The 17105-nt window shown below is 37.1% G+C and carries 12 protein-coding genes; 5 read left to right on the top strand and 7 right to left on the bottom strand.

The genetic code is table 11. The annotated features are described in order from the left end of the window. The first annotated feature begins 197 nt into the window (after positions 1-197). Both ACSQ6I_RS11165 and ACSQ6I_RS11160 read left to right on the top strand, forming a co-directional pair. Complete coding sequence (locus ACSQ6I_RS11165) at positions 198-1874, top strand: ABC1 kinase family protein (protein ID WP_438890413.1); 1677 nt, start codon at positions 198-200, stop codon at positions 1872-1874. Positions 1875-1920: 46 nt separating this feature from the next. Then, on the top strand, positions 1921-2313 hold the full coding sequence (locus ACSQ6I_RS11160; protein WP_438890412.1) for a hypothetical protein: 393 nt from the start codon (positions 1921-1923) through the stop codon (positions 2311-2313). 280 nt (positions 2314-2593) lie between these two features. On the opposite strand, the gene ACSQ6I_RS11155 is transcribed toward ACSQ6I_RS11160, so the two are convergent. The 7 genes from ACSQ6I_RS11155 to ACSQ6I_RS11125 all read right to left on the bottom strand — a co-directional run bounded on the left by ACSQ6I_RS11155 (position 2594) and on the right by ACSQ6I_RS11125 (position 11219). Beyond that, positions 2594-3523 carry an Npun_R2821/Npun_R2822 family protein gene (locus ACSQ6I_RS11155; protein WP_438890411.1) on the bottom strand — a complete coding sequence of 310 codons (930 nt, stop codon included), beginning with the start codon at positions 3521-3523 and terminating at the stop codon, positions 2594-2596. Between the two features lie 12 nt (positions 3524-3535). Next, the gene (locus ACSQ6I_RS11150; protein ID WP_438890410.1) at positions 3536-4534 is read right to left on the bottom strand and encodes an Npun_R2821/Npun_R2822 family protein; all 999 of its coding nucleotides are present in this window, start codon (positions 4532-4534) and stop codon (positions 3536-3538) included. A gap of 36 nt (positions 4535-4570) precedes the next feature. Beyond that, positions 4571-5524 carry a glycosyltransferase family 10 domain-containing protein gene (locus ACSQ6I_RS11145; protein ID WP_438890409.1) on the bottom strand — a complete coding sequence of 318 codons (954 nt, stop codon included), beginning with the start codon at positions 5522-5524 and terminating at the stop codon, positions 4571-4573. Positions 5525-5548: 24 nt separating this feature from the next. Continuing rightward, positions 5549-6760 carry a glycosyltransferase family 4 protein gene (locus ACSQ6I_RS11140; protein WP_438890408.1) on the bottom strand — a complete coding sequence of 404 codons (1212 nt, stop codon included), beginning with the start codon at positions 6758-6760 and terminating at the stop codon, positions 5549-5551. A gap of 4 nt (positions 6761-6764) precedes the next feature. Continuing rightward, the gene (locus ACSQ6I_RS11135; protein ID WP_438890407.1) at positions 6765-9014 is read right to left on the bottom strand and encodes an ABC transporter ATP-binding protein; all 2250 of its coding nucleotides are present in this window, start codon (positions 9012-9014) and stop codon (positions 6765-6767) included. Positions 9015-9107: 93 nt separating this feature from the next. Next, complete coding sequence (locus ACSQ6I_RS11130; protein WP_438890406.1) at positions 9108-10280, bottom strand: glycosyltransferase family 4 protein; 1173 nt, start codon at positions 10278-10280, stop codon at positions 9108-9110. Between the two features lie 96 nt (positions 10281-10376). Further along, positions 10377-11219 carry a putative nucleotide-diphospho-sugar transferase gene (locus ACSQ6I_RS11125; protein WP_438890405.1) on the bottom strand — a complete coding sequence of 281 codons (843 nt, stop codon included), beginning with the start codon at positions 11217-11219 and terminating at the stop codon, positions 10377-10379. 824 nt (positions 11220-12043) lie between these two features. Between ACSQ6I_RS11125 and gloB the strand changes: the two genes are divergently transcribed. The 3 genes from gloB to dnaB all read left to right on the top strand — a co-directional run bounded on the left by gloB (position 12044) and on the right by dnaB (position 17063). Next, a complete protein-coding gene (gene gloB / locus ACSQ6I_RS11120) occupies positions 12044-12817 on the top strand; it encodes a hydroxyacylglutathione hydrolase (RefSeq protein ID WP_438890404.1) in 774 nt (257 codons plus the stop codon). 205 nt (positions 12818-13022) lie between these two features. Beyond that, complete coding sequence (gene rplI / locus ACSQ6I_RS11115; RefSeq protein WP_015215449.1) at positions 13023-13481, top strand: 50S ribosomal protein L9; 459 nt, start codon at positions 13023-13025, stop codon at positions 13479-13481. 114 nt (positions 13482-13595) lie between these two features. Next, complete coding sequence (gene dnaB / locus ACSQ6I_RS11110) at positions 13596-17063, top strand: replicative DNA helicase (RefSeq protein ID WP_438890403.1); 3468 nt, start codon at positions 13596-13598, stop codon at positions 17061-17063. The last annotated feature ends 42 nt before the right edge of the window (positions 17064-17105 follow it).

Raw genomic sequence — 17105 nt, 5'->3', positions numbered from 1 at the left:
AAGAAAATATAAAATACTCCAGCTGGAGAACAAATGTTTGTACTTTTATAAAGTATAATTAAGAAAAAGATAAACAACTCTAGACAGTTGAAGTAGGCTACTTGAGCCTGACATAGTATCTGTCAATAGACAAAGCTAAACACTTTGTCAACCAATTATCTATCGTAAAATTCCCAGTTGAAGAGGCAAATAAAGGCGTGGGTCAGTATCAACCTGCTCAACTAAAGCAGTATAATCCAGACGCGATTGCTCGTTACTACCGTTACCGTCCCTGGTTAGCTTGGGGCAGACTGCTAAGAATCATCCTATCTTTTGCAGGATTTATACTCGGTCTCAAGTGGGATGAATGGCAAAATCAAGTTGAGCAGAACAAAGGGAAACGAGCTACCCAGTTGCGAGAACTGCTCACTCACCTTGGCCCTACATTTATTAAAGTAGGTCAAGCACTCTCCACCAGACCTGACTTAATCCGCAAAGACTTTTTAGCAGAACTGGTAAAGTTACAAGACCAGTTACCACCCTTCGATAATGCCCTGGCTTACCACATTATTGAAACTGAACTAGACCGACCAATTCAGGACATATTTAAGGAACTCTCACCCAAGCCCGTAGCAGCAGCCAGTTTAGGTCAAGTCTATCGTGGTCGCTTACTCAGTGGTGAAGAAGTAGCCGTAAAAGTGCAGCGTCCGCACCTACGTCCAGTCATTACAAAAGACTTGTACTTAATGCGCTGGGCAGCAGGTTGGCTAACACCTTGGTTGCCTCTCAATCTCGGTCACGACCTGACATTAATTGTGGATGAATTTGGCACAAAACTATTTGAAGAAATAGATTACATCAACGAAGGTCGCAACGCAGAAAAATTTGCGAATAACTTCCATAATGATCCTCATGTCAAAGTTCCGTCTATTTATTGGCGTTATACCAGTAATCATGTCTTAACGCTAGAATGGATTAACGGATTTAAGCTTACTGATACACAAAGCATCCGCCAAGCAGGTTTAGATCCAGAAACAATCATCCAAATAGGTGTTACTACCGGATTACAACAGCTGTTAGAACATGGCTTTTTCCATGCCGATCCCCATCCAGGTAATTTGTTTGCTGTCCCCGATGGTCGCATGGCTTACATTGACTTTGGCATGATGGATCAATTAGAGGAAACTACCAAAGAATCACTTGTAGATGCCTTAGTACATCTGGTCAATAAGGATTACACCGACTTAGCTGAAGACTTTGTAAAACTGGGCTTTTTAGCTCCAGATACAAATATTTGCCCAATCGTACCAGCATTAGAAGCCGTGTTGGGGAATGCTATTGGCAAAAATGTCAAGGACTTTAACTTCAAAACTATTACTGATGAATTTTCGGAATTGATGTATGAATATCCTTTCCGAGTACCAGCCAAATTTGCTTTAATTATTCGTTCCTTGGTGACACAAGAAGGCATTGCTCTCAGCCTTAATCCCAATTTTAAAATCGTTGAAATAGGCTATCCCTACATAGCAAGACGGTTACTCACCGGAGAATCTCCCGCATTGAGACGGCGGTTACTGAATGTATTATTTAAAAATGGTAAATTCCAGTGGCAGAGGTTAGAAAACTTAATTTCCATTGCTCGTACCGATGAGGAATTTGATGTTTTACCTACAGCAAAAATGGGCTTACAATTTCTACTATCTGAAGAAGGTAAATTCCTCCGTCGTCAGTTAGTTCTTGCTATCACCGAAGATGACCGCTTGCATACTGAAGAAGTACAACGGCTCTGGAATTTAGTCAAAGATGACTTACCACCAAATCGGTTATTAAATGTAGCAGTTGGCTTGTTAACAGAGTTCTCTAGAGAAAGTGTAGCTGCTATTCTGCCAAAATAATCCCTCAGTAAATAAAAACGAATTTTAATAAAAATCAGGAGTTTTGATGTACTATTACCCTCTACAACCGCCTTACGTTTTACTATTAATTGGTTTTCTCACCGCTTTAACTTCTGGTTTAGCACTCTCTGGCACATTAAAAGTAATTATCCAAGAATGGCCAAAGGATAAGTCTAAAGATAAGTCTTCTGAACAAAATACTAATGCCCGTTTCTTTTATAAACAATTGTTAGTGCCATTTATTGGTATTACGGGTGGTATTTGTTTATTTCTTTCTTCCGGTTTAGAGATATTTGGTTTTCCCTTTGGACTAGCTTTAGGTGTGGGTTTACCAATGAGCTTGCTAACTTGTTTATTTGTTTGGTGGCAGTTGGGAGGTTTGCTAGATTATGTTAAAAGCCAAGGAATGCAATCTTTAGATTTAGATTCTTGGTCTTAAAAATAGAGTATTATCCACCCTAAATATCCGTTATGAAGGGGGAATTTGATAACAATTCCTACCTTTCTAAGAGGATATTTGAAAAGTCTAAGCTTGTATTGAGATCCCTCCTAACCCCCTTAAAAAGGGAATAACCTGCTCAAAGTCCTCCTTAAAAAAGAGGATTTAGGAGGATCTAAAGTTTTTAATACATCAGTCACTACTTTTCAAATATCCTCTAAAGTAGCTAGAGGATATCTAAAGATTTTTTGATCAATCTTTTGATTTTGGCTGTAAATAGTTACTTACTTCTCAGTTGTTTAACTTGGTTTTTAATATTGTCAACAGTCTGCTGCCACTGACTTTTTTTCACAGGTGCGGGAATAGCAGCGGCAGGTATACCAGGATTCAAATTACGATAATATTCCCAAGTTTCCCAGTAGGGACAACCAGGTTGAATTTTAATTCCTGCCCAATGGAGATATTGTAGCTGTTGATTAACTGTTGGATCAAATAACGTATTACCTTGGGTCTGAAAATGTGGTGTTCCCCCCCAATTTCCTGGTGCTTTGCCTTCTCTACGGACGATGTTAAAACGACGGGGAATACGCTTAAGTAGCATATAATTGATAATTGGTTGGTCAGAAGTTTTTTCAGAGAAATCAAAATATTCTGGATGAGATGCACATTCAGCAAATGTTTCATACAAATCATTTTCGGAAATTAAGTTTTTCTTAGAACCCCAAAACCCACCATTAAAAATTTCTTTAACTTCATCCTTTGTGAATACTTTATCTTCTAATACCTGGGAATTAAAAACATTTTTAATTCCTCCTAAATGTTGATAATCACAACAAATAAAATCAGTATTTTTCAAATAGTTGAGATTATCAATTATTTTTTCAAAGACAACAATGTCAGTATCAATATACAAAAATTCATCAAATTCTCCAAACCAGCAAGCTTGTTTACGAAATTGATTAGGACGAGCAAAAAACTGTCCCCCAAAGGTTTCGTATAATCTTTGGGAAAGACGAGCGATAAAATCTAGGTCTTCGTAGATTTTTACACCATAATTTTTACCTAAAATATCAGCAATAGCATGATAATTATCATCATAAGGAATCATGACTACTGGTGTATCAGCATCATGTAACCGAATACTATTCAAAAGTGCGATCGCTTGATCTGTCACTTTATCATTAGCAATGATATAAATTCCCCTATTCATTCAATTAAACCTCTAATTTTTAGCTAATTTCAACTTGTTTAAAATTCGTGTGCCTAAACTGGGAATAGCGTTATAAGCCTTAGCTTTAGTTGTGAACTTTGGCCGCTGTTCCGGTTCATGCAAATAGCGATAGTACAGAAAAATATCTCGATAAGGAAAATCAATATTTTCTCCAGTACAAACTCGATGGAATAATTTAGAAGATAAACCAATATAATGCAAATAAGTCAATCTATTACCCTTGTCATAGAGAATTTGATCTCGGTTTTCAAAATGTAAAGAGGTTACAGAACAACCAGTAGTTTTATCAGCAGGTAACTTCAGGGCAAAATTATAGTTAGATAACCCTAATCGCATGACCATATAGTTGAGAATTGTTTGGTCAGGAGCCATATCATAGAGAACTTCTGCTTCTCCTTGACGCAAAAAATCTAGGATCATTTCTCTATTTTGCTCAGGAAATATATCTTTTTTAGAACCATAAAATCCAGAACAAAATATTTCAGTTTGCAAGCGTTTTGGATTAAATAATTCTTTTAATTTGGTTGATGATAAACTGTAAACATGAGATAAATCTTTGAATTGAAAATCGTATACTACCCAATCATGATGATTTAGCTGAGTAAAAATATGATCTAATGGACTCATTAATATAGTATCAGCGTCCATATAAACAAAGCGGTCGAAAGGGGCATCAAAAGCGCAGTAACGTCGATGGGTTCCGAGTCGATGATATTGATCGGTTCCTAGTTTTTGCCAATGTGTTTGGGCTGTAGGATGGGTATCCCAAATATCTTTAACAAATTTATCCCATTTTTGAATTGAATCTTGGTGATCATAAAGTGTTACATGAGGGCGGTGGACAAGTTCAGCAGCAATTTTTTCTGTATTGTGATCATAAGGATAGATACATACAGGCATTGTCTGACCATAAATTGCTTCAATACTGTTAATTAAGGCAATGAGTTGGTCATAAACTCGGTCATTAGCAAGTGTACAAATACCATCCATATATAAATCCTAAAAATGTACATTTATCAATTTGAATTAAGAAAATTGAGTGACAAATTCTGATAACCAATTGAGTAAGTTTAGTTTGTGTAAAATAATTTGCCTGGCTTCAGCAATCGCATCTTTGGAAGCATACCAAGCATCAGGAGTAGCTGTTATTTCTTGAATGTAGGCAATTCCTTTTTCATCTAAACTTGGTAATCTTAAGAAGCTACCTGGTGGTAATAATTTATCTGCTGCTTGCCCACCATAGTAAATTGGTAAACACCAAGCTAATAAACTATCCCAAAGTTTCTCACTTACATACCAACTATTATCAGCATAGTTTTCAATTGCTAAATTATAATAATATGGTGCCATGCCGTACCACTTATTACCAAGTTCTCCTGACGTTTTCACCCATTTTTCTAAACCACGTCCATAGAAATCAATTTGCATACCGCTAGATTTTAAAGATTGCAAAAAATCGAGACGTTGCCGATGATTAGCTGTGCGATTAATACCGGAAGTAATCCAACTACAGGTAGATACTTTTTGCGGACATGGCATTTCATTTAAATCCTTAAAGGAATTGGAATGATACCAAATGGCAGGCATATAATTGGGAATGGGGGCAAAATCATCAGGTCCAGAAATATAACCGCAATAATTTTCAGCTTGTTGATAATTACGTTTATTAATTTCTAAAATTTCATCTAAAGGTGGTTCTCTCAATAAATAAATAATCTGCTCTTTACTGACATCACGTAAGAGATTATGAATATTTAATTCTGGTTTTGGTTGCTGTTTCCGTAAACGGTCTAATAATGACGGAGGAGGTGACGGTCGAGGAAAATCAAACTGATACATGAGCAGGAAATCTGGTTTTTCTGCCAGTGCTTGCATTTGTATATTTTCCCAAACACCAAAGGGATGGGGTGTTTGTTGCCACAGCCAATCTGCTCTTGATTCTAGAGCGCGATAGCTGCTAATCATACCTACAGTTTTCATATTTAGTCGCTAATCAAAATTAGTTTAGGGGATGAGTTGCGGTAGAAAGGATTGATCTATGTGGCTGAGGATTTTGGCGGCGCGATTTTCCCAAGAGAACTGCTTAACAAAGTCAATAATTTCTGGATAACCAGCTATTTTTTTGGGATGTGTTGCTAATACTTGTTGCAGAGCAACAGCAAATTTAGTTGGGTTATCTGGTTCACACCAAGCAGCAATAGCCGGAGTATTTTTAAACTCAGTTAAGGAGGGAATTTCGGTAGCAACAACGGGATTGCCAGAGGCTAGATAGTCAAATAACTTTAAGGGGGATGTAAAAGTTGCGGCTTTTCCTAAACAATGAGGATGAGCCAAGATATCTGCTGCTTGTAGCAAAGATGATAACTCATTATGCAAGATATAACCTAAAAAAGTAATATTTTCTACTTGCTTGTCTTTTGCTAATTGTTGATAGTGTTCAACTTCTGCTGGTTTACCACCTGCACAGGCAAACTGCACATTTGGCATTTCTTTAGCTACCTCAATGAGTATATCAATACCTTTAAATTGCTTTAATGCTCCTGCATAGACTACCAATTTTGTTCGTCCGTCTTGTAATAATTTTTCACGCCACAATCTAGATTTTTCAGGTTGTCTTTCCATAAATAGGCGATTAAAACCATTGTGTAGGGTAATCACTTTTTCTGGTGGCATACCATTTTCAATCATGGTTTCACGGATGGTGTCTACTACTGTGATGGCAATTTGAAATAGAGGATTTTTGACGATTTCCGGTTCAAATTTTTTGTGATCATGATGGTGATGTTCGTAGATTGCCGGAATGCCATTTTTTATGGCGGCTTTGATAAAATTCCAGTTACGACTATGAACAAGTTGGGTTGTTGATTTTATATGAAAAGGTAAATAATACTTGGTGGCAATAGTATTAGAATTAGTAATTTTACTTTGCCAATTGTCAATTGGCCAAGGCATGGGTAAGGGAGCAACTTTTAATTTATCTTGTAAATTGTAGTAATTAACAAGTTTGGCTGGGATTTTTTGAGGTTGAAAAGGACGAGCTAGATACCAGGGATTTATAGCTGATAATCCTTTTTGAGGATAAACTAGTACGGTTGCATAATCTAAGTTAGCTGCTCCATTTGCAGCGTTAGTAGACTGAACTAGGTGAGCTTCTGGCTTGGGTAATTCTTCGTTAATAAAAAATATATAGTTTTTAGCTAAAATATTGTTTTTCATTGTTTTATATTTTAATATTATCCTCAAATTTTTCTAGGTTGCCCAGAAGATAAATAGCAGATTCATATGCTTCATTAAGTAGTTGATTTTGAAATTCCATTGGCTCTTCCACATTATCAGCTAGTGTGCGGAGACTGGCAAATATGGGATTAAGAGAGGAGCGAAATTCATCAAAGAGATAACTAAAATTTTGATAATATGTGGTAATACCACTGCGGTTCTGCTCGGCGATAGAGACTAACTGTCCTTTGATTTGTTTGTTAATTACATCATCGAAAACATCAACAGTGTTGATGATTCTCCATGCTGATTTGTAAGATTCTTCTAGTAATTCTTGACGCTCTTGGGAATCATCTACTAGATCATCAAGTAATAAACGCATTAACCCAATCATGGAATTAAGTTGTGTGCGAATTTCATAAGATATCCGGAGTAAGCTTTGATTGCGTTTACTGGAAGTGTCAGAGTTATTGGCGAATTGCATGGAACATAGCTGTGAATAGTATCCACCCTTTTTGAGCAGTTCTTCATGGGTTCCAACTTCTACAACACGACCTTGATCTAGGACGGCTATTTGATCGGCTTTACGGACTGTGGAAAGACGGTGAGCAATGACTAGGGTGGTGCGATTCTGACTAAGTTCATCGAGTGCAGATTGTACCAAGCGTTCGGAAACAGTATCTAAGGCGCTCGTAGCTTCGTCTAGGATGAGGATTTCTGGATTTTGAACTAGTGCGCGTGCGATCGCTAGTCTTTGTCTTTGACCACCCGATAACATCACACCGCGATCGCCTATCAGGGTATCAAATTGCTGTGGTAATTTGCTAATAAATTCATAAGCATTGGCTTTCTGTGCTGCTGTGATGATTTCTTCTTCTGTTGCTTCTGGTCTAGCGTAAGCAATGTTATTCCGTACTGAATCATTAAACAAAAAAGTATCTTGACTAACAATTCCCATGTGTTTTCGCACAGAAGTTAAATCAAACTCTCGTAAATCTACATCATCAAAAGTAATACAGCCACTTGTTGGATCATAAAATCTTGGTAAAAGGTCTGCCAATGTCGATTTACCAGCACCAGAACCACCTACCAATGCTAAAGTTGTGCCACAAGGTAAAGATAAATTGACATCTTTCAATACCTGTTGTTTATTTTCAGTATATGCAAAAGAAATAGATTTAAAATTTACTCCCTTTTCTAAACTTTTATAAGGAAGTTTACCATTACCCATAAATGGCTTATCTTCTAGCCTTAAAAATTCACCTACCACCTCTACGCTAGCAGCAGTACTGGCAAAATTGCTCCGCAGACCATTTAATTGAGAAATTAATGGTAGTAAACGCAATAGCACTAATAAGTATGTCAGCAGTACGGTAGAAACGGCAGTAATTTGGTTAGCAAATAAAGTTTTACTCAAAAAAACAATTATCAGTAAACAAGTAATGCCCATAAATTCACTTAAGGGAGCGATCACTTGTGAATTAGCCTGAGAGTCAAAATCTGCTTTTTCACGATCTTTAATCAGTTTTTGAATGCGTTGATATTCTCTTGTTTCATTGCCTGTTGACTTGACTAACCTAATCCCGTTCAAAGTTTCTAACACAGCAATTGAATATGCTTTAGATAGCTCACTGAGTTGTTTGCCAAATTTTTTGGAACGGCTAATAAAGTACTGATTCAGCAAGGTCACTACCAACATTAAAGCTGTCGCAGCAATTGTTAATTGCCACGAAATGGACAATAATAAACCAATAAAAACTAAAATTGTAATTGACAGAGTAGTTAATTTGACTACATTACTTATAGCACTAGAGGCGCGACTCATTTCTCCGCCCAGACGGTTCATTAAATCACCAACCTTCATCTTGGTGTAATAATCTATATCAACTTTTAATAAAATACTGAGTCCAGCTTCTCGCATATCTGATGTTAACATCCGGGTGAGAGAACTAGATGTTAATGAACTAATGTATGCAAATAAATTCTTTAAAGCAATTGTGCCAATAACTGCTACAGCCATGACTGCAATTCGGTAATTTTCTGGCACACCATCAAATGGATTTAAGAGAATTTTGAGAATGCCAGGAGCGCCTTTAAAGTCTATATCTTGTCCTACTATTTTTAAAACAACTGGCACAATTAAAGCCGTGCTAACGCCATTAAATAAAGCTCCAGAAAATCCTAATAATATCGTTGATAAAATCAATACTGGATAAGGTTTAGCAAATTTTAGTAGTAGTTTTCTGGTAGACATTGGGTTTAATTAATTAACATGAAAATTAAGTTATTTCTCACACCAACAATATATATGATCATTCATAGAAAATTAATTATTTCTCAGAACTACTTATAAGTTGGCGATGACTGACTCAAGAACAGAGGACATTGAGTTGATACTATATTTTTCTACACATCTTTCTCTTGCTTTAACTGCACGCTGATTAGCTGTATCTAAATCCTCAAATATCAATTTGATTTTTTCAGCAAGTTGTGCAGGTGCTTCAGAATCAACTAAGTAACCTGTTTCACCTAAAATTTCAGGAATGTCTCCCACACGGGTTGCTAATATAGGTTTAGCCATTGCCATGCCATCTGTTAACTTGAGGGGAAATTGAGCTAAAGCTGCGGGAGTATCCCTTTGTGGTACAACAATTATGTGTGCTGCTGCCACAATTTTAGGCATTTCTGTAGATGGATATTTTGGGAGTTTGATAATCCAACGTCCCCATTTTTCTGAGAGTTGAGCATCATAATCATCATAAGGACTACCACCCACAATTACTAGTTTTAAATCTGGTTCATTGAGAATTTCAAGTGCCATTAATACATCTTCAACACCTTTATAAGGTCTAGGTGCGCCAGGAAACATTAAAATTTTATAACCTGATAGTCCATAATAGCTTCTACTTGCTTCGGGATCATAATAATTGGGATTAAACAGTTCTGTGTCTTTGCCATTGGGTATATATGTTCCACCAAATTTATCTTGTAAAAATTTAGTATGAATTGTAATGGCATCAGCTTTGTGTGTCATCCTTTCAATTTTTTGTAAATAAAGCGGATGATCTGGATTTTTTAATGCTCCATCTGGTTTAAAAATATCCCTATAAATTTGCTTCCAGGAGAAATTATATTGCCATTTTTCACCACCATACCAACTAAGTTCCCAGTCATCTATATCTAAAATTATTGGTTGTTTGGTTTTTAATTTTTGCAGTAATGCTAACCCAAAAGTTGTAGGTTTTGGTCTCATAGCATAAATGATATCACCATCAAGTCTTTTCAAAAGCTGAGAAGCTGAGATCAGAAATTTTGGGTAGTTATAGCCAGTAAAGTGATTAATCATAATTTCTGATTTCGGAATCACTGCGGCCTCTTGTCCAAAGACAAATCCTAAAATTTCTACTTGATGATTAAGTTTTTGCAGTGCTTGAGCTAACAGAAAAGAACGGACAGATCCACCACCCCATCGTCCTGCTCCAGCACTCGATAAATCACTTACTAATATAGAAATTTTCAATTTTGATATTTTCTCCTTTGACTGCAAAATTTTTAGATGTTTTTGATTATTATACGAACCATATAGGAGTTATTATCCCTCCTAATAATAAATAGTTTATTTTTTACGCCAGGGATTGGTCAATTGATTGGGTATAAAGACTTGAGCTAATTTGTCAAACACTCTAGTATAAAGACTTCGAGTAATATTTTTAGCGTATTGAGGACGGTAAGGATAGGTACAATGTAAAACTTTGATTGGTGTATCAATCTGGTAGGCATCTTGCCATTTACTCATATAATTATAGGTAGGTGGTAATATTTTTATTTTGGGTTCGGTTGAGGCTATAGCTGATGCAAAAGCACCTTGATCTTTGAGTAATAGTTGATCTTGATTGTTTTTAACTATTTCAAAATACTGTTTAAATTCATCAAAAAACATCTTGGTTTTTTCGGTTTTACGAAAAGCTATAAAACCCCCATTATATTGGATACTGTCAGCTTTTAATGGTAAACCTGCGGCTTGTAAAATTTCTAATACATGAGGTAAAATTTCTAGTTGATTCCCCCGCAATAAATTAGTGGCTTTAGCAATAGCAGGTTGTACATCTTCAGTGATTAAAAAGTCATATTCATCTAAACCTTCAAATACATCATTGATATCAGAAAGTAGGCAAATATCTGAATCTAAATAGATTGTTTGCTCAAATTCTGATGATTCGTATAGAGCAAGTTTGGCATATCGTGAAGACAACACTGTGTTTTCGTGGGCAGGTGCAGGTTTTAAAGTTACATTTTTAAACGCTGTCAATAAAGGGTGGAGAATTATAGGAACACGGTCAATTAAAATAATGATTGGCTCTTGATGAAACTTCCTCACTGCTGCTAAAAAATGTATGCAATCTTGAAAAGAGTAAAGTCCTGTAAGAATTGTAATAAATCCTTTAGTTGCTGATCTCATAAAACCTTATTTTGTTGAAAACTAATTTATTTAGTGTGTCTCTTTTCAAAAACTTTCACTCCAGCCTTCGTGCCAATAAAAAACTTCGTCCTATTGATAAAATTAAACACATGGGAGTGGAGTTTTTGTTCTATATTAGAGGATGTTTGAAAAGTGGTGGCTGAATATATTAAAAATTTTATGCACGCGACTTGCTACAAGTCGGGCAACCCGCTCAACGCAGTGGTTCTCTTTGGAAAGAAGGACTTTGATTATGTTTGTTATTCCCTCCTTTAAAAAGAGTTGTTAGGGAGGATCTCGATACAACCGTAGACTTTTCAAACATCCTCTTAGAATCACTCCAATTAAAATGTATGTAGTTGCAATTTAGGTTATTCTTGATTAAGATAGCATTTCTCGGTTGAGTGAGATACAAGAACTCTACATTCAACCTCCTGCACGAAACAGCGGGGAGGAGGCTATGATATACCTAATATGATTAAGAAACGCTATATCTAAACTATGTATGTAAAATCAAATTTTGTGGCACTGATGTAATCATCATGAAATCATACCAAAAGTGAATAACAAAAACATTGGAGTTAATACTTCGCTTCTTTTAACCTAGATTTTTCGAGAGTTAACATAATTAATATTTTTCCAGCTATTGTGGATAGTTGTGCAGAACAGATAATGTAAAATTATACATTATAATACCAGGTATGGTTTGATTTTTATTTAAAGTATTAAGTAATTATTTGCAGTTTTTTATGAAGTTATGTATTTTACTGAGGACGATTTAAATATTAAATACTTGTGTTCTACTGAAAATAGAGGCAAATGTAATGCAAATCATACAGTTGGCAGCACTTTCGGACAATTATGTATTTTTGCTACATGATAGCAAAAAAAACATTGCCGCAGTAGTCGATCCGGCAGATTCTCAACCAGTGTTGCAGCAATTAGCGCAACTTAAAGCGGAGTTAGTAGCAATTTTTAACACCCATCACCATCATGATCACGTAGGTGGTAATCAGCAGTTAATGCAACAATTTCCCCACGTAGTTGTTTATGGTGGGGAGAAAGATCGGGGGAGGATTCCTGGACAGGAGGTATTTTTACAAGATGGCGAGCGCATCCAATTTAGCGATCGCACCGCAGAAGTTTTCTTTGTCCCTGGACATACCCGCGCTCACATCGCTTATTACTTCCCCCCAACCACAGCAGATGAGACAGGGGAATTATTCTGCGGTGATACCATCTTCGGTGGTGGTTGTGGTCGCTTATTTGAAGGTACACCAACACAAATGGTAGATTCTCTGAGTAAACTCCGTAATTTACCTGATAATACTCGTGTTTGGTGCGCCCATGAATACACTTTGAATAATTTACGATTTGCTCTCACCGTTGATGGTGAAAACCCAGATTTACAAAGGCGTTTTGCCGAAGTAACAGCTATGCGTCAACATCAAAAACCGACTGTACCTTCAGTACTAGGAATAGAAAAGCTGACAAATCCCTTCTTGCGATGGGATCAACCATCATTACAATTAGCTGCAAAAAGTAGTGATCCAGTGCAAACCTTTGCCAGAATTAGAGGTATGAAAGACCAATTTTAAAGATTTTAGTAACTGCTGAAACTCTATAGTAGGAACAGATATTGTAGATTTTGGCAAATTAGAGTTGCGATCGCCCCCTATTTTCCGCTACGATCTGTAGGCTTTGGGGTAACTATGTAAAGTCGCTGGGAATCAAGCTACCATTTTGTAAGCTCTCCTGCTGATACCCAAGTCAATAAAAATTTTACAGGAAAAACGAAAGACAATGGCCAAACGCGTGCAGTTAATTTTGAATCAGGATATTTATAAGCTCGGCAAATCCGGCGACTTAGTGGATGTGGCTCCTGGTTATGCTCGTAACTACCTCATTCCTCAAAAAAAGGCAAATCATGCCACCCCCGGTCTTCTCAAGCAAGTAGAACGTCGTCGTGAGCAAGAACGTCTACGGCAATTAGAACTTAAACAACAAGCTTTAGAACAAAAAGCAACTTTAGAAAAAGTTGGTAGCTTAAAAATTGCCAAACCAGTTGGTGAAAATGAAGCTATTTTCGGTACTGTTACCACCCAAGATGTAGCAGAAGCAATTCTAGCAGCTACTAGTCAAGAAATTGATCGTCGTGGCATTACCATCCCCGATATTAACCACCTCGGTACTTATAAAGCTGAGATTAAGCTGCATTCTGAAGTAACAGCGCAAATTAATATCGAAGTTATTGCCAGCTAAAGAGTGCTGAGTACCCAGTACCGAGTACCGAGTGGTTGACTATCGTTCCTACTCATTACTCGTTACTCATCGCTCTATACTGACTTGCCCCTGCTCACAAATCCAGAATCGCTTATGGCTGAAGAACTGAGTTTTCAAGGTGATGGTAGCAATCGCTTACCACCCCAAAACATTGAAGCAGAAGAAGCGATTTTGGGGGGTATCTTACTAGATCCAGAAGCAATAGGTCGAATTCGCGATCGCTTGGCTCCCGAAGCATTTTATATTAGCGCCCATAGAGATATCTATCAAGCTGCGATCGCTCTCCATGCCCAAAATAAACCCACAGACCTCCTTTCCCTCACCAGTTGGCTGACTGATAACGATAAGCTGACCCGCATTGGTGGCAGAAACAAATTAGCCACTTTAGTAGACCGCACAGTATCAGCAGTCAACATTGATGCCTTAGCAGGATTAGTCACAGAAAAATACCTGCGACGACAATTAATTAAAGCTGGTAATGAAGTTGTCCATCTTGGTTACGAAACCGAAACCGAATTACCAATTGTCCTCGACCAAGCCGAACAGAAAGTTTTTGGTGTTACTCAAGAACGTCCTCAATCAGGTTTAGTCCACATTTCTGATACTCTGATTAATGCCTTCCAAGAAATTGAAACTCGTCATCAAGGCATTGCATTACCCGGTATTCCCTGCGGTTTTTATGATCTAGATGCCATGACCAGTGGTTTTCAGCGTTCTGATTTAATTATCATCGCTGGCAGGCCATCAATGGGAAAATGCCTGAGTTACGACTCAGAAATAGTCCTAGCTGATGGGCAAATTACCACAATTGAAGAATTGTACAATCAACGTCAAGGTTCTTTATTGACGTTAAACGACAATTGGAAATTTGCCTTTACCCAACCATCTGCATTTGTAGATGACGGTATCAAACCTGTTTTTCGGGTAACAACTCGCTTGGGTAGGTCGATTGAAACTACCATTACCCACCCATATTTGACTATTAACGGCTGGCAAAGGCTAGAAAGTCTGAAAATTGGTGATAAAATTGCCGTCCCTCGTAAAATTGATGTCTTTGGTAAAGAAACCCTCCGGGAGTGCGAAGTCAAGTTATTAGCTTACTTGATTGGTGATGGCGGTTTAACTAATAGCACTCCAAGATTTACAAATAGCAACCCATTACTACAAGCAGATTTTTCTCAAGCAGTGACTGACTTTGGTGGTTTGTCAGTAAGATGGGAAGATTCCCAAGGGAAACGTACACCATCGCTTTGTGTTCGAGGAAATTTAGAATTTATAGCTGTTCAAAAACAAGTTTTTGCTCAACGTCTAGTATCTGTAATTCAATCTCAGGCTTTATCTGCTAAACAATTAAGTTGTGAACTAGGAGTCAGTCCATCTTTGGTTTGTGTTTGGCAGAAAGGAGCGTGTGTACCCAATTTTGAAACTTTTGAATTATTGTGTAAACTTCTGCAAGTGGAGTCAGAAGAATTTGCACCTCTTGGATTCAATAGCATAAGTCAGTCTAGTAAAAATTCACTGGTAACTTGGTTAGAAGAATTAGGATTATGGGGTAAGAATGCTCATGCTAAAACTATCCCACCCATTATTTTTAAATTAGAAAAATCCCAAATTTCCTTATTCCTTAACCGTCTATTTGCTACAGATGGCTGGGCTACATTACTGGCTAGTGGACAATCACAGTTAGGCTATGCAACAGTCAGCGAGAAACTAGCAAGACAGATTCAACATCTGTTATTAAGGTTTGGCATTATTGCCACCTTGAAAAAGCGCTCTGTAAAATACAATAATACTCGTAGACCTGCTTGGCAATTAGATATTACTGATGCCTTATCTATCAAGACTTTTATTTCAGAAATTAGTATTTTCGGTAAAGAAGAGGCATTAGCAAAGGTTATAGCAGCAATATCTGCAAAACGATATCAAACCAATTGTGACCTCATCCCTATAGATATTTGGGAACAAATAGCCGCAGCCAAAGGTAGTGAATCTTGGAATAGTTTAGCTTACCGTGCGGGAATTAAAGGCTATAGCAATATGCACGTCGGTAAACGATCTTTAAGCAGAGAAAGATTGTGGATTTTAGCTACTGCTTTAGATAATTTACCACTCCAACAGTTAGCAGATAGTGATATCTATTGGGATGAAATCGTTGCTATTGATGCAGTAGGTAACAAGCAAGTTTATGATTTAACTATTCCAGAAACACACAATTTTGTTGCTAATGATGTTTGTGTACACAATACTGCCTTCTGTCTTAACCTAGCTCATAATATTGCGGCTGGGTATAAATTACCTGTTGCTGTTTTTAGTTTAGAAATGTCTAAAGAACAGCTAGTACAGCGATTATTAGCTAGTGAAGCGGGAATTGAAAGTGGTTATTTACGGAGTGGACGCATTAGCCAAACCCAGTGGGAACCTTTAAGCCGTGCCATTGGGATGCTTTCGGAAATGCCTATTTTTATTGACGATACTGCGAATATTACAGTTACACAAATGCGGAGTCAAGCGCGACGACTCCAAGCCGAACAGAATACAGAACTGGGTTTAATCGTTATAGATTACTTGCAATTGATGGAAGGTGGAGGCGATAATCGGGTACAGGAGTTATCGAGAATCACGCGATCGCTCAAAGGTTTAGCTCGTGAGTTATCTGTCCCAGTTATCGCCCTATCTCAGTTAAGTCGAGGCGTAGAAGCCCGTACCAATAAACGCCCGATGTTATCTGATTTACGTGAATCGGGCTGTTTAACCGGAGAGACCTTAGTAACATTAGCCGATACTAGCTTACCTGTACCAATTAGGGAATTAGTTGGTAAATCTGGTTTTGCAGTTTGGGCATTAAATGAAAAAACAATGCAGTTAGAAAGGGCAATTGTTAGCAATGCCTTTTCTACAGGTATTAAACCTGTATTTACCTTAACAACTCGATTAGGGCGAAAAATTAGAGCTACAGGTAATCACAAATTTTTAACAATTCACGGTTGGAAAAGACTTGATGAGTTAAGTCCTAAACAACATCTTTGTTTACCAAGATATCTACCTAACACCAACAGAGATGTAATCCCCAAAGATATTTGGAACCCACACGTTGTACCTACAATTCCATCTATTGGTATGACGACGCGAGAACTACAATCTGATTTGGGAATATCCTATTGTGGTTCTGCACGTTACAAAGAAAATTTAAGTCGAGAAAGAGCTTTAAAAGTTGACAATGTTGTTCAATTGAATAAATTGATTACTCTTGGTAATAGTGATGTCTATTGGGATGAAATTATTTCAATTGAATTGGATGGAGAAGAAGAAGTATTCGATTTAACAGTTCCTTATTTACATAACTTTATTGCTAATAATATTATTGTTCACAATTCTATTGAACAAGATGCGGATTTAGTAATTATGCTTTACCGTGATGAATATTACTCACCAGACACCCCAGATCGCGGAATTACAGAAGTTATAGTAGCTAAACACCGCAATGGACCGACTGGGACTATTAAACTTTTATTTGATCCACAATTTACAAAATTCAAAAACTTAGCTAGACCAAATTATTAAAATAATTCGTAATTCGTAATTCGTAATTCGTAATTAAAATAA

The sequence above is a fragment of the Anabaena sp. WFMT genome (genome assembly GCF_051781005.1).
Taxonomy (GTDB): domain Bacteria; phylum Cyanobacteriota; class Cyanobacteriia; order Cyanobacteriales; family Nostocaceae; genus Anabaena.
The sequence above is the reverse complement of the archived record's forward strand: the minus strand, read 5'-3'. Positions and strand labels throughout refer to the sequence as shown.